The 16,468-nt window shown below is 38.7% G+C and carries 4 protein-coding genes and 1 pseudogene; 1 reads left to right on the top strand and 4 read right to left on the bottom strand.

Annotation, left to right across the window (positions count from 1 at the left end):
- Window positions 1–87: 87 nt before the first annotated feature.
- A pseudogene (locus tag JJN14_RS10295) lies at window positions 88–153 on the bottom strand (YSIRK-type signal peptide-containing protein); the annotation flags it as partial.
- A gap of 177 nt (window positions 154–330) precedes the next feature.
- Between JJN14_RS10295 and JJN14_RS03350 the strand changes: the two are divergent.
- Window positions 331–1,587 carry an ISL3 family transposase gene (locus JJN14_RS03350; protein ID WP_201058285.1) on the top strand — a complete coding sequence of 419 codons (1,257 nt, stop codon included), beginning with the start codon at window positions 331–333 and terminating at the stop codon, window positions 1,585–1,587.
- A 153-nt stretch (window positions 1,588–1,740) separates the two neighbouring features.
- On the opposite strand, the gene JJN14_RS03345 is transcribed toward JJN14_RS03350, so the two are convergent.
- The 3 genes from JJN14_RS03345 to JJN14_RS03335 all read right to left on the bottom strand — a co-directional run bounded on the left by JJN14_RS03345 (window position 1,741) and on the right by JJN14_RS03335 (window position 16,224).
- Entirely contained in the window at window positions 1,741–8,901 is a 7,161-nt protein-coding gene (locus tag JJN14_RS03345; RefSeq protein ID WP_201058905.1) for an SIALI-17 repeat-containing surface protein, read from the bottom strand.
- 365 nt (window positions 8,902–9,266) lie between these two features.
- Complete coding sequence (locus JJN14_RS03340) at window positions 9,267–10,124, bottom strand: bifunctional methylenetetrahydrofolate dehydrogenase/methenyltetrahydrofolate cyclohydrolase (protein ID WP_061590332.1); 858 nt, start codon at window positions 10,122–10,124, stop codon at window positions 9,267–9,269.
- Window positions 10,125–10,281: 157 nt separating this feature from the next.
- Entirely contained in the window at window positions 10,282–16,224 is a 5,943-nt protein-coding gene (locus tag JJN14_RS03335) for a mucin-binding protein (protein WP_201058904.1), read from the bottom strand.
- Window positions 16,225–16,468 lie beyond the last annotated feature (244 nt).

The raw sequence follows: 16,468 nt of genomic DNA, 5'->3' as shown, positions 1-16,468 counted from the left end.
TATAGTTCCCTCTTTATCTCCTACACTACCTGTTTCTGCTGCCTCTACTAGATTAACACCAAAGATACTGGCACCAATCATAACAGAAGCTACTCCAATAGCGAATTTACGAATACTGTAATGACAACGTTTATTGAAAAAATTTTTACCCATCTTTATATTATCTCCTTTCGTCCAAACACGAAAGTAAACGATTCCATTTTTACGGCTCTATAATATTTGTAGTGGGTAAATCCTCTATAGATATTATGGAGCCTATTTTTGTGTAGAAAAAAAGTCCCATATGACCTATAATGAAAAGCGACAAAACAACTCATTAGAAAGAATCATATGGAACAATTACATTTTATCACAAAACTGCTCGATATCAAAGACCCTAATATCCAATTTATGGATATCATCAATAGGGATACTCACAAAGAAATCATCGCTAAACTGGACTACGACTCTCCATCTTGTCCTGAGTGTGGAAGTCAAATGAAGAAATATGATTTTCAAAAACCGTCTAAGATTCCTTACCTCGAAACGACTGGTATGCCTACTAGAATCCTCCTTAGAAAACGCCGTTTTAAGTGCTATCAGTGCTCGAAAATAGCGGTCGCTGAGACTCCTCTAATAAAGAAAAATCATCAAATCCCTCGTATCATCAACCAAAAAATTGCTCAAAAGCTGATTGAAAAAACTTCTATGACCGATATTGCCCATCAGCTTTCCATTTCAACTTCAACTGTCATTCGAAAGCTCAATGATTTCAACTTTAAGCATGATTTTTCTCGTCTTCCTGAGATTATGTCTTGGGACGAGTATGCCTTCACTAAGGGAAAGATGAGTTTCATTGCGCAAGATTTTGATAATCTCAACATTATCACTGTTCTTGAAGGCAGAACACAAGCTATCATCCGAAATCACTTTCTGCGCTACGATAGAGCCGTTCGTTGTCAGGTGAAAATCATTACTATGGATATGTTTAGCCCCTACTACGATATTTCCAGAAAACTTTTTCCTAACGCTAAAATCGTTCTCGACCGCTTTCACATTGCCCAACATCTCAGCCGTGCTATGAGTCGTGTGCGTGTCCAAATTATGAATCAGTTTGAGCGAAAATCCCATGAATACAAGGCTATCAAGCGTTACTGGAAGCTCATTCAACAGGATAGTCGTAAATTGAGTGATAAACGTTTCTATCGCCCTACTTTTCGCATGCATCTAACCAACAAAGAGATTCTAGATAAGCTTTTGAGCTATTCAGAAGACTTGAAACACCACTACAATCTCTATCAGCTCTTACTTTTTCACTTCCAGAACAAGGAACCTGACAAATTCTTCGGACTTATTGAGGACAATCTAAAGCAGGTTCATCCTCTTTTTCACACTGTCTTTAAAACCTTCCTCAAGGACAAAGAAAAGATTGTCAATGCTCTTCAACTACCTTATTCTAATGCCAAATTAGAAGCGACTAATAATCTCATTAAACTTATCAAACGAAATGCATTTGGTTTTCGGAACTTTGAAAACTTCAAAAAACGGATTTTTATCGCTCTCAATATCAAAAAAGAAAGGACGAAATCCGTCCTTTCTAGATCTTAGCTTTTCTTCAACCCACTACAGTTGACAAAGAGCCATTTTTACTAGTAAAGACGGAGAGGCCTAATCGGTCCTCTCCATCTATTCGACTCATTTATCGATTCATTTTTTATCTTCTACCAATCTATACAAATAGGATAGCATTAGACGCACAAACTAATCCTCTTTTCGTTTTGCAGTTAATAGGGCTGCTGACAAGGCCAAGCTAACACCTGCCAAGAAAATAGCTGTTTCTGACTGTTTTTCACCAGTTTCTGGCAATCTCTTGTCTTCCTTGGCAACTTGGACTGGTGTTTCAGGAGTCTGAGATTTTTCTAACGAACTTAGTTTAAACTCTGGTTTTTCTACTGTCGGTACTGGTTGATTACCTACTGTGGCTAGAACACCCCGATACTCTGGAAGTTTATGTTCTAGAGCCATTACAGCATTAACGCCACCCTTAAATTCAGGTTTCTCAACGCTTGGTGCCGATTGTTCTCCTACAGTAGCTAGAATTCCTGTGTATTCTGGAACTTCATTTACTGCTGCTTCTACAAAGTTAGCACCGCCTTTGAATTCTGGAACATCGTTCACTGCTGCTTCTACAAAGTTAGCACCGCCTTTGAATTCTGGAACTTCATTGACTGGAGCTGGCTCCTCGCCTTTACTACTTGAAATAGATGCTTTCACTCCAACTTCAATAATGCGATCTTGGGCCTTTCTTTCTTCAGAATGAACAAGAGTTCTATTAGTTCCTGACACTTGAATATAGTCAACTTTTTCTCCAACTTGTCCTTCAGAAACTATACGACGTTGACCTTGAGCAAGTTCAGGGGTTTCACGAATAACTTCTTTAAACGGAAGCGGAGTCTTTTCAATTTCCAAACTTGGAGTTTCTGCTACTAAGTTCTTAACGCCTTCTGTCGGTGTTGTTTGGAAGGTAGACTTAAAGTATAAACGATATTCTTTCACCAGATTTCCATCTTTGGAAACAAGACGAACAAGTGTTGGAAGATTTGTATTTCCATGATCCACAACTGTGACTACTCCATGTCCACTAGTTGTCGCAGTGACTTTTGGTTTTGAACCCATTGTTGTTAGAGTGTAATCTGTCACATTTGGATCAAAGTTTTCCAATGCTTTTCCATCGATCGAAATAGTCGCTGATGGTGTTTCCACTTCTGCTCCCTTACCTGCAGAATAGGCTGTAAATTCTACAAGTGCAAGACCATTGGTGGTAGCCTTACGAGTCATGCGAGCACGAATAGCTGTCGTTTGAACCGGATCAAAGTTAAACTCGATTGGTTTACCAGCTACTAATTCTCCAGAAGCTTTGTAAGGAATTGGTGCCCAATTTTCTGCCTTGTTAAATGGATGATCGGCATTTTCTTCATAACGAGAAATCGTACTTGGTTCTGTAAATTCTGGACCAATATATCTTTCTAGAACCATTTTCTCAGGAGCATCTGTGCCACTATCTCTAAAGAACTGAAGGGCTACTTTTCCGATAGATTGAGAAGTAATTTTTCCATCCTTCTTAAAGAGTAATCCAACAGAAGTTTCTTGATTTTTCGGAGTACGAGACCAGTTTGTCCAACGTCCATCTTCATTGTATTTTCCATCATTGATATAGAAAATTCGATCATGTGAAGCTGCTTGTGTATCATTCGTTGTCGAAGCAAAGGCTTTAGAATCTTTGTCATTGTTGCTTGGATTCTCTGAGATGACTTGATTTCCTTTAGCTACAACTGTCACTTGCATGGTAGTTGTTAGATTTGTACCGATGACATGACCAGTTACTTGGAATCTTCCCTCATGCTCTGTCGCATGTTCAGGAATAGCATCCCATTTCACTGCCAGTTTATCTGTAGTCCAAGTAGTTGAAGTTGGGTAATAAACAGTGACTTCTGAAGGAAGTTGAAGATTGTCTCCAACGTTCAAGGTTTTAGCACTATTTTCTGCAGCAAGAGGTTGACTAGTTTCTCTCTCATCATTGCGGAAGATTCGATATTCTTTCAATACCGTACCATCTTCTGCTTTTAAGATGAGACGTGTCGCACCTTTTGGACTTGTTGCTGGAACAAGAGTAACCAAACCATTGTTGCTAGCTGTTGCAGTAATTTCCTTGCTAGATTGAGGAATATAATAATCTGTTTTCGATGGATTAAAGTGTTCAAGATCCTTGCCATCTACTTTGATAGAAATATCTGAACTTGTTTCACTTAAGACCTTGTTTCCAAGGACAGTTAGCTCTGTCAGACCAACTCCTGCAGTTCCTTCAGCCTTTTTCATTCGAAGACGAACAGCATAGGTTTCTACCTTGTCAAAGGTAAAGTGATTGGTTTGAGTTGCAGATAGCTGGCTTGGAGCATGTAAGTTTTCAACTGCCTTCCAGTTGGCTGGATTATTAAATGGATGATTAGTATCACGCTGAGCATTGCTGACATCACTTGGTAAATCTGGAATTTCTTTACCTACATAATATTCAACTACATATTCTTTTGGAAGACCAATTGCTCCATCAGTATAGAAATCAACTGATAAATTGTTAACAAAACGTTTCGTCAAGTCTCCTGAATTACCAAACAAGATAGAAGCCCAATCATTATCAGTATTTGTTCTCCAAGTAGTCCATCTATTTTTAGCATCTGTTGGCGTTCTTGACACAGTCAGGTCGTTCAAGGTATTAGCTGAATCATCTCCTCCTGTATTGGACACAATGGCAGCTGGCAATTGCGAACCTGTCCATTGTTTAGAGATATTATTTCCAGCAACAACTTGACTAGACACTCGAACATGAGCTTTAGTTGTAAGATTGCTACCTACTAAACGACCATTGATTTCATAGACCCCTTCAGTTTGACTAAAGTTGGCTGGAACCTGTTCCCAAACCACATCTTTGTAGATAGTTGTTCCGTTAGAATGGTAAGCACGAACATTAGCTGGCAATTGAACTGTCTCACCCTTAGGTACTGTGAGGCTGACTTCCTCTGCAACTTGTAAGCCTTCAACTGTCACCGTTGCTTGAGCTTCAATATCTGTGCCTTCTACATATCCTTTAAGCGTAAAGCTATGATAATGCCCCAACGCTTTTTCGTCTACCTTGTCCCAAGTTACAGACACTTTGCGTGGCAAGCCCTTATCAAATTCTGCCCCAACTTCTTTAGGTAGATTCGGTTGCTGATTGATATCTGTAGAAACAGATACAGGATGCAGTTTCACAATCTTCTTGCTGACTTTATTTTCTTTAATCACTACTTCAGTAGTTACAGATTCTGTTTTCTCTGTTTGATTATCGATTCGAGGTGTCAAAGTCACTCTTCCCTTAGTATAGAGCAATAGATTCTGACCATTTACCTCAAGATGCCCACCATCAGATGATTTAGCTTCTAGGTGAATATCTGAAGCTGAAAATTCTGTTTGAGAACCATCCTCATAACTACCAATGACACGATAAGTTAAAACCTGATCTTCAGTAGCAGTTTCTTTTCCTTCCACAACTACTTCCAAACGTTTCAAGGCAGGAGCTTCCTTCACAAACTGAATTAGGTAAGTTTGAACCAAGTCACCCTTTTGGTCACTCAAGAAAACCGAAGCCTGATAACCATTATCAGCAGAAGCTTGCTGAACAGTTACTTGATAACCAGTAGTCTGAGCTCCAACATTTGGAATTGTTCCAGTGTAAGGAAGAGATACACGATAATAAGTCTTACCAGACTCGAAGTTCTCAAGAGCTTTATCCCCAACAGTAAGTCCTGTAATGCTACTTGTTGTTTCCTTACTGCTTGCGATAAAGGTTGCAGTTACTTCACGATCGTCATCTACCAATTTACCAGTAGCCTCCGTACGTCCACCTTCCTTGTTCAAAGCAGCAGGATCTTTCAATGTCCAAGAAACAACATCAGTATCAATCAAGCTACCATCTGTCAGAACAGCTGTGACCGTTTTATCCAAATCTGCTGCAGCCGTACCAACTGGTACTGTAGCAACTTTTGGTAACCATCTATCTAAGGCAATCACTTTTACAAGTGCCTCAGCTTTGGTTTCCAAACCTTCTACACGTCCAGATACTTTTTTCTCACCTGCACTTGTAAGCAAGTCAGCTGGCATGTCCCATGTTACAGCCTTTTCCTCAACACTACCGTCGCTATAAATAGCTGTTACTGTTTGAGGCAATTCAGGATTTGTAGTCACATCAGTTGTTGCTTTTACAGGAGCAAAGGCTACAAAGTGACGGTTTCCTTTCTTACCAGACACAGTTGCGACCGTTGCGCTATCAGATGTCAAACCAGCAGAATCTGCATAAAGAGTAAATTTACCTTCTTTTTCTGTTGATTTTACAATGACAACCCCTTTACCATTGAAAGCACGTCTTTGCCATGTCCCATCTGCTTGAGCTTTGTAGCGCTCACGGCTAGCTTGTTCTCCATTATCCACACCAACAATCTGTCCCTGACCATGAAGATTGAAATGAACAAGATTATTCGCTGTCGGAACCACATTCCCATCGCCATCCACAATCTCATAATGGATATAAGATAGGTCTTTACCATCTGCTGTGATGACATGCTCTTCTTTAGTCAGACGAACCCTTGCTGGCTCCCCAGCAGTTGTCACACTATCACGCGCAATTTCGTTGCCATTTTCATCTCGAGCAATCGCAGTCAGTGTGCCTGGTTGGTATTTTACAAGCCACTCAAGATACAATTCACTTGGCTTAGCACCCTCATGATATGGACGTCCATCTTCTGTCCTTTTCTTAGTAAATTCCTTCTTACCAAGCGACTCTCCATTTAAGAATAATTCGACACTTGCAGCATTTGAGAAGGTACGAACCGGAACCTTTCCATCGACCAGCATCTTGCGATCCTTAAGTGTCTCTTCAGTCCAGTTCCAATGTGGTAAAATTCGGACAGTTGGCTTTTCTTTAGCACTATACCATTCACTACGGTAAAGGTAAAAATCATTCTTCGGTAAACCAGCCGTATCGATGATACCAAAGTAAGAACTTTTTACAGGTGTATTATCTTGGTTATGCCATGGAGTTGGTTCTCCGATATAGTCAATTCCTGTCCAGATAAATTGTCCAGCATAGCCAGCACGATCACGGTCAAAAGTCCATGACTCAGTAGCTGTTCTTCCCCACCCAACACGGTCATTACCATAATCAGATTGTTCATAGTGACGATTTGGACGGTTATCGTGTCCAAGGATTTGAGCAGGATTGTAATAAGAATCACGCGTTCTAGTAGCTGAAGAGGTTTCAGAACCATAAATGAGCCAGTCTGGATGCGCTCTACGAACCGCATCATAAAAACGTTCACCATAGTTCATACCGACAGCATCCATGATTTCTGCGAGTTTCAAGAAATCACCTGTCGCTGCACGACTAAATTTATTTTCACCCATGGTGACATAACGTTCAGTATCAATCGCCTTGATAATAGCCTTCAGACGCTTAGCAGTTTCGATAGAACGAGGACTACCATTCGCCTCTTCCACCTCATTTCCAAGAGACCACATAACGATAGACGGATTGTTCTTATCGCGTTCTACCATTGTTCTAAGATCAAAATCAGACCACTTCTCACCCTTTTTAGCCTCTGGGTGTGTTGCATCTTGATCAAAGAACCGTCCATAGTCGTATGTTTTCTTACCACCATACCAGGTATCAAAAGCTTCCTCTTGAACCAAAAGACCTAAACTTGCTGCAGCATCAAGTAACTGAGGACTAGCTGGATTGTGGGTTGTTCGAATAGAGTTAACCCCCATATCTTTCAGGAGTTTTAATTTACGATAGGTAGCCTTATAATTCTCTTCTGCACCCAAGGCTCCATTGTCATGGTGAATACTAACTCCGTGGAATTTCATGCGTTCACCATTCAGAGAGAAACCATCCTTAGCAGTCCAATTAAAATAGCGGTAACCAAATGTATCTTCTGTTACATCAACTAGTTGACCTTCTTTATAAACCTTTGTTTTCAAAACATACAGTTGAGGATGATAACTTTTTGTCGTCCAAAGAGTTGGTTTATTAACTAGGATTGTTTGTCTGAAATCTGCAACTTCATTTTCTGCTAAATTCTTCGTTTCAGAGCGGACTAATTCTGAGACAACCTTGCCTTCCTTAGTGAAAATTTGTTGTTCCACAAAGACTTTAGCAGCCTTCTTATCCGTATTTTTAATCTTACTTTGAACCTGTGTTTCAACATTTCCTTCTTTTTGCTCAGCAAGTTTTGGAGTAGTGATATGATTATCATTTTCGGCAACATGGACTTTATCACGATAACTAAGAGTTACATCACGATAAATCCCACTTCCTGAATACCAACGACTACTTGGTTGCTTATTGGTCACTTGAACAGTAATTGAATTTTCACTACCATCCTTGTTTAAAAATTCTGTGATATCATATGAAAAATGATTATAGCCACTTGGATAATGTCCTACAAATTTACCATTTACATAGACCTTTGAATCCATGTAAACCCCATCAAAATTGATACGAACATCCTTATTCTTGTCTGCTTCATTTAATGTGAAAGTCTTACGATACCAAGCTGTTCCACCATTTAACTGGCCACCTTCATTACGCGCGGGAGACTTATGGTCGAAATCAAAATAAATGCTCCAATCATGTGGAAGATTCAATTTAGACCAATCATGAACATCCACATCTTTTTTTGAAAAATCTCCTTGGGCATTTAGTTTAAAATACCAATCTTTATTAAAATCTTGTTTTCGCTCCGATAATAGTTGTTTTTCCTTTTCAACTTCAGCTTTGTTTGACTCTCCAGATAGTGCTTGCGATTTTTCAGAAGAAGGTTTGATCTCTGTGTCTGCTTTCACTTGGTCCTTTTCAGAAGTTTTTTTAGAATCCTCTTTCAGTTCTGTTCCAGATGTTGATGCAGATTCAACAGGCTTTGGATTTGCCTCTTCAGATTTCTGTTTGTCCTCAGCCTTGGTTCCTTCTTCTACTTTATTTGGAGTTTCCACTTTAGGGCTAGCTAATTCATGACTACCCTCATTAGCAGGTTTAGTAGGTTCTGTATCCTTAGTAACTTTTCCTCCTTCCGATTCAGCTTTTGGTTTTACAAACTCACGCCCACCATTCTCATCAGCCTTTGCGATAGCAGCTGCCACATCATCGGGAAGCTTATCTAAAGGCTGAGCTTGATGAACAGTTGTTTCTCCTGTTTGAGTATTGGATGAAGCCACTTCCTCAGCTTGTACAGCTGAAATGCCAAATATACTAGCCCCAATCATTACAGATGCCGCACCTATTGCAAATTTACGAATGCTATAATGACAACGTTTATCAAAAAGTCTTTTGTTCATTAAAATCCTCATTTCTTTTTCTTGATACAAAGTAAGCGCTTACTTTATTTTAAAAAACGACCTCCTTCTGAATACACAAACACGTACCAAGTTCGATAATATATTTTATATATTAAATATATCAAAACACACCTAAAATTGCAATCATTTTCCATCAATTTAACCTAATAAAATGGTATGCAAGATAAGTTCATTCAAAAGAAATAAGTGCAATGAAAGTAGCTTTCTATTCTAGACTCTTTCCAATACAAATTTCATTCTATTAATAGCATTTTCATACTTCAAATTTATAGTTTATGGACTCATATCATTTTAGACTGCATTATATAAAAAGAAGGTAAAACATTATTCTACCTTCTTTTTTCCTATTTTCTATCCAATGTCCGAAGTGCTGCTTGATAAGTTTGCTCCATCAGCATGGTAATGGTCATAGGACCTACACCTCCAGGAACTGGTGTGATGTGGCTAGCAAGTGGGGCAACTGCCTCATAATCAACATCACCACATAGCTTCCCATTTTCATCGCGATTCATCCCAACATCAATGACAACTGCTCCAGGTTTAACAAAGTCAGCAGTCACAAACTTGGCACGACCGATTGCAACCACCAGAATATCTGCTTTAGCAGCCACCTTGGCAAGATTATGAGTCCGTGAGTGAGTCAAAGTCACTGTAGCATTCTTTGCCAAAAGAAGCTGGGTCATGGGTTTTCCGACGATATTGGAACGACCGATGACGACCGCATTTTTACCTTCCAAGTCAATCCCATATTCATGAAACATTTCCATAATCCCTGCAGGTGTCGAAGGAATCATGACTGGATGACCTGACCAAAGACGCCCCATGTTTAGCGGATGAAAACCATCCACATCTTTTTCTGGGTCAATGGCTAATAAAACCGCCTCTTCATCAATATGTTTTGGCAATGGTAACTGGACCAATATCCCGTGCCATTCTGAATCTTGATTGTATTTGGCAATCAAGTTTAACAATTCCTCTTGGGTAATGGTTTCTGGAACTCGGACTACTTCACTACGAAAACCAGCTGCAAGGGCAGAACGTTCCTTATTTCGAACGTAGACTTGGCTGGCAGGGTTGTCCCCAACCAAAATCACCACCAAACCAGGTACTAAACCTGTTTCTTCCTTTAATCTTGCAGTCTTTTCAGCCAGCTGTCCTTGTAACTTAGCTGCTAGAGCCTTCCCATCAATAATCTGTGTCATATCACTTCTCTTTTCTTTCAAATATCTTCCATTATACCAAAAACTGTTAGTCCCCTCTAACACTTCTTTCCTAGGCAATCCTATAGTTTCAAACTATAAGAAAAAGGAGCGGATATTCCATCCAACTCCTTATTCTTATTAGAAAATCTAATTAGATTTAATCTTCTTTTTTCTTACGAGCAAGAAGTCCAAACCCTCCTAGTGCTCCAAGAAGTCCGAGCGATGCTAGACTAGCGCTAGCTTCTGTACCTGTGTTAGGCAACTCTTTTTGACCTTCAACATATTTAGGTGTTTCTTGTTTAGAAGGTTTAGAAGGTTGAGCTGGTTTAGCAGGTTTTTCTACTTCCCTAGGATTTGGAACATAGTTAATTACTGTATCTTGACTTGGATCTGTTGGGATGTTTGGTACTACATATCCTTTTGTTGGATCTTTCGGATCAACTGGTTTAAGTGGGTTGCCATCTTTATCTTCTGGAGTGAATCCTGGAACGTATGGTAACACTTCTGTTGGTTGTCCTGGTTTTGTTGGATCTGCTGGATCGTTTGGATACTTGATTGGGCTTGTTGGTTGTCCTGGGATGTTTGGAATCCATGATCCGATTGGTTTGTAAACGTATGTTACTGTTGAACCATCTTTTCCAATCTTACCTTTAGCTTCTCCTTCAACACGAACTAGTAGGTGTCCTGGAATAACTTTTCCACTTGTAGAGTACTCATCTCCCACTTTTCCTTCTGTTGTTTCTGAAGGGATTAAGTCTTTGCCTTTTTCATCTACATATTTAACTACCAAGTTTGCTTTGTTTGCTACGTAGTTAATTACTGTATCTTGACTTGGATCTGTTGGGATGTTTGGTACTACATATCCTTTTGATGGATCTTTCGGATCAACTGGTTTAAGTGGGTTGCCATCTTTATCTTCTGGAGTGAATCCTGGAACGTATGGTAACACTTCTGTTGGTTTACCTGGTTTTGTTGGATCTTGTGGGTCATTTGGATACTTGATTGGAGTTGTTGGTTGACCTGGGATGTTTGGAATCCATGATCCGATTGGTTTGTACACGTATGTTACTGTTGAACCGTCTTTTCCAATCTTACCTTTAGCTTCTCCTTCAACACGAACTAGTAGGTGTCCTGGAATAACTTTTCCACTTGTAGAGTACTCATCTCCCACTTTTCCTTCTGTTGTTTCTGAAGGGATTAAGTCTTTGCCTTTTTCATCTACATATTTAACTACTAGTTTAGCTTTGTTTGCTACGTAGTTAATTACTGTATCTTGACTTGGATCTGTTGGGATGTTTGGTACTACATATCCTTTTGATGGATCTTTCGGATCAACTGGTTTAAGTGGGTTGCCATCTTTATCTTCTGGAGTGAATCCTGGAACGTATGGTAACACTTCTGTTGGTTGTCCTGGTTTTGTTGGATCTTGTGGGTCATTTGGATACTTGATTGGAGTTGTTGGTTGACCTGGGATGTTTGGAATCCATGATCCGATTGGTTTGTACACGTATGTTACTGTTGAACCGTCTTTTCCAATCTTACCTTTAGCTTCTCCTTCAACACGAACTAGTAGGTGTCCTGGAATAACTTTTCCACTTGTAGAGTACTCATCTCCCACTTTTCCTTCTGTTGTTTCTGAAGGGATTAAGTCTTTGCCTTTTTCATCTACATATTTAACTACCAAGTTTGCTTTGTTTGCTACGTAGTTGATTGGTGTATCTTGACTTGGATCTGTTGGAAGATTTGGTACTTCGTATCCTTTTGTTGGATCTGTTGGATCTACTGGTTTAAGTGGGTTGCCATCTTTATCTTCTGGAGTGAATCCTGGAACGTATGGTAACACTTCTGTTGGTTGCCCTGGTTTTGTTGGGTCTGCTGGATCATTTGGATACTTGATTGGAGTTGTTGGTTGTCCTGGAATATTTGGAATCCATGAACCGATTGGTTTGTAGGTTACTACTTCTGTAGCATCTTTTGAATCCGCAGTTACTTTTGTAGTTGGTACACTTGCTTTGTCAGCTAAGTATCCTTTAACTACTGGTGATTTAACTTCAGCTAAGTCTTGAGCTGGAGTCCAATCTCCGTAAGTCACTTCACCTGTTACTAAGTTGACCTTAGCTTCACGTGTAAATTTAGCTTCTTGTGTTACTGTTTTTGGTGTTCCATCTTCATTTAATACTGGAGTTCCATCTTCGTACACATAAGTGATTGTACGTGTTACTGTTTTGTTTAGATCTTTTTCTTCCAAGCCAGCTGGGTATTTAGGTCCGTCTGGGTTGTTTGGATCTACTGGAGTTCCTGGTGTTTTTGGTTGATCTGGTGTTACTGTAACTTCTTTTTGTTTAAGTGTTACTTTGAACTCTTGATCTGTATCTTTATCCGTATCGAACTTACCACCTTCTGGGTATGTATTAGATACTAATTCATATCCTTTGTTTTCAAGTTCTTTGATTTTCGCTTTTACATCAGCCTCTTTTGTAAGTGGTGTATCTGAGTCACCTTCTTCAGTAATAGCATCAACACCTGGAATTGGGTTTCCTTTTTCATCTACGAAAGTTGTTTTAGCTTTTTGAGTATCTTTTACGTAGTTAATCGGCGTACTTTGAGTTGGATCGTTTGGAATATCTGGAATGACATATCCTTTAGTTGGATCTTGTGGATCTACTGGTTTAAGTGGTTGTCCATTTCCATCTTTTGGAGTCATACCTGGTACGTATGGTAATACCGGTTTATCAGTTCCTGGTTTTGTTGGATCATCTGGATTATTCGGATATTTGATTGGGTTTGTTGGTTGTCCCGGGATATTTGGTACCCATGATCCTAGTGGTTTGTATGTTACTACTTCTTTAATATCTTCAGAATCACCTGTTACATTTACCACCGCAACACTTGCTTTGTCAGCTAAGTATCCTTTAACTACTGGTGATTTAACTTCAGCTAAGTCTTGTGCTGGTGTCCAGTCTCCGTATGTAACTTCTCCTGTTACCAAGTTCACTTTTGCTTCACGTGTGAATTTAGCTTCTTGTGTTACTGTTTTTGGTGTTCCATCTTCATTTAATACTGGAGTTCCATCTTCGTACACATAAGTGATTGTACGTGTTACTGTTTTGTTTAGATCTTTTTCTTCCAAGCCAGCTGGGTATTTAGGTCCGTCTGGGTTGTTTGGATCTACTGGAGTTCCTGGTGTTTTTGGTTGATCTGGTGTTACTGTAACTTCTTTTTGTTTAAGTGTTACTTTGAACTCTTGATCTGTATCTTTATCCGTATCGAACTTACCACCTTCTGGGTATGTATTAGATACTAATTCATATCCTTTGTTTTCAAGTTCTTTGATCTTAGCTTTAACATCAGCTTCTTTTGTTAATGGAGTTTCTGATCCACCTTGTTCAGTAATTTCAGCTACCCCTGGAATTGCATTTCCTTTTTCATCTACAAATGTTGTTTTCGCTTTTTGGATTGCTGTATATTTAACAACATATTCGTAATCTTCATCTGTAGCTGTTGTTGCTTGTACTGGTACTTTTTCAACACTTGCGATGTAACCTTCTTTTTGAGGTACTGCAAGTTCTGGAAGATCAGTACTTTGACCATTAGTTCCTTTCCAGTTAATATAAACTGGTTTATCTTCAGAGTTAATTACCGCTTTACCTTGTGCAGTTAACTTGATTGAACCTGTGTAACTGACAGTTTGTTTTTGTGATGGGAATACATCAGTACCCGCTAAGCCTGCAACATTGTCAGCGTATACAAATTTAATTGTACGGTTTACTTCTTCTACTTTTGTTTTCTTAACATAATCATACTCTGCTGGGGTAACAAATGCAGATCCATTTATACCTTTAGCTTTTAATTCTTCTTCAGAATATAAATCTCTTGCTCTTGTCTTCGTAACACTTAGTGTTCCTTTTACGTTTTCAGGAGGAAGATCTGCAAGAATGTATTCTTCTCCGTTAACTTCTTTAACTAAGTCTACGTGATCATTACTTACATCATATTTGTTTCCAAGCACATTAGTGTAATCTTTTGAACCATCTTCACTTAAAGGAATATTCCCCGTATATCTTGTTGGTTCAAAACCTATAACTTCACCTGTCACTAAATCTTTGAATGTTCTAACAACAGCACCTGTTGGTGGCTCACCTTGAACTTTACCATCACCTTTAACACTCCAACCGTTTGGCACTGTAGTTATAACATCTTCTTTCTCACCGTTAATAGATTCTCCACCTGATACAGTAAGAGTTGCTGCAGTTTTATCGTTTCCTACATAACCTTGTTTAATTAATCCATTTTCATAAGTAATATTAGAATATTCACTTGTTAGAGTTTTGTCTTTTATTACTTTTTCAATACCTAAAGATTGAAGAGGCATAGAGACTATAGAATCTTCTTGAATAGTTCCTTCTGTAACAGTAAGTTCTAATTCCGTTGGTGAAATTAATCTAGGTGTTAATGTAAAACCAGTATCTCGACCATCTTGTAAAATCCATACATTGTTTTCATTAGCTCTAGCATTAGACCAACGGTTTTGCGGGCGATATGTAATACTATCTCCTTTATTAGGGTTAATAGTAGACGCTGTATTTAATCCATTTACAAAGTTAGAACTTCCTTCAAGTTCTTTGAATTCAGTAAAATCTGCATTTGGAAGTTTGATTGTAAATTTAGATCCTACTCCATAACGAACATCTGAATCAGTTTTTAATACGATTGAATCACTTCTACCTATTTGCTCATTGTTAAGGTATGTCAATCCATTGTTTTCACTTAGTGATGCACTCGTACCTTGTTTTTGATAGCTAGGTTGTTGACCTTTTCTTGTATAAGTATGTTCCAGAACTGTACGCCCATCAATTTTAATAGTCGCTGTATACGGAGTGTCTTTTGAAATTTGTGGAGCTAAATATCCATCACCCGATAAATTACTCGCTCCAAACGACACATTCGGATAGTCTTTTACTTTATCGTTCCACTCGATGTTGTAAGTATATGTTCCAGTTTCGTTAGCTACCGCTGGTTGCTCAGCAACACGTTGGTCATAAGTCATACCACGTTGTGTACGTTGTGCCCAATATGGTACAGATTTATTATTGTTGTTTCCTGTAGTTGTTTTAAAGTCGATAGATTTAACTTTACCAACTACTGTTCCATCAGTCGCTCTGATTTCCGTATTTACTGCCAAACCAGCACCTAACTCAGCTAAGTTAGTAAGTTCAATTTTTGTAATAGAACCCGCTTTAAGAGTTGATGTACTAATAGTAGTATCAAATCCCCATCCTGTAGGAGCCGTATTATCTGCATTCATATCAACATAAGCGTTTGTTACAGCTTTAACTGTTTCTCCATCTTTAAAAACATCTTTACCTGTAATTTTTGATGCAGTAGCAGCTAATACCGATTCTACTTTACCTGCATGGCCAGCACGTTTCATTTCCGTATAAACTGCTTCAATGGCAGCAGAAAGACGATTCACTTGAGCTACCATTTGATCTTTAGATGCATCGGATGAAAGCAAATCATTAGACTTCGCTGCTTCAAGTTTCACTGCCTCAATCTTAACCGCAAGTTCTTTTTTAGCCGATTCATCTTTGACTTCTTTATCTGAGAAGTTTGAGGCTACAGATGCCATAACATCAGCTTCTGAAGTCAATTGAGTAAGAACTGTCTTCACTTCATCTTGTGCTTTTTCTGTTTCGATCTTCGCAGTTTTTTCTTTATCTGTTTCTTTTTTATCAGTTTGATCTTTAGCTGGCTTTTCTTTTTCAGCTTTAACGGTAACTTCTTTTTCTGCTACAGGTTTTGCTTCAGTTTTAGCATCTTCTTTTACTTCAGGTTTTTCATCTGCTTTTACAGCATCAATCTTTAATTCTGGAAGTTCCTCAACAACTGGTGTTGACAAAGTCGAACTCGAAAGATTTTTATCTGAATTTGATTGTTCAGAAGTAGCCGGATTTACTGCTACAGTCTCTTCAGCTTGTACTCCATTAGCACCTAAAACAAGAGCAGTTCCCAATAGAACACTTGCGGCACCAAAACTATACTTACGAATAGAAAAGCGCTGAGCTCTTCTACCATGGTATTTTTCCATTCTTGAATACATGTTTTCCCCTTATTTATATATGTTAATTTAGAATAAGGTTGAAGTCATCAGTTTTCCCTTCCTCTCCTGCTAAAGAACACCTTCTTTAACGAAACAACAACACAATATTCATGAACCAATTTTACCATATGTTTTTAACATCAGTCAACCAAAATGTTCTATATATTCTCGCTTTTTGTATAATATTTTTGTACCCAAAATACAAAAAGAAGGAATTACCCTTCTTTTTATTATAATAACTTTT

Source organism: Streptococcus mitis (assembly GCF_016658865.1).
Taxonomy (GTDB): domain Bacteria; phylum Bacillota; class Bacilli; order Lactobacillales; family Streptococcaceae; genus Streptococcus; species Streptococcus mitis_BT.
The sequence above is the reverse complement of the archived record's forward strand: the minus strand, read 5'-3'. Positions and strand labels throughout refer to the sequence as shown.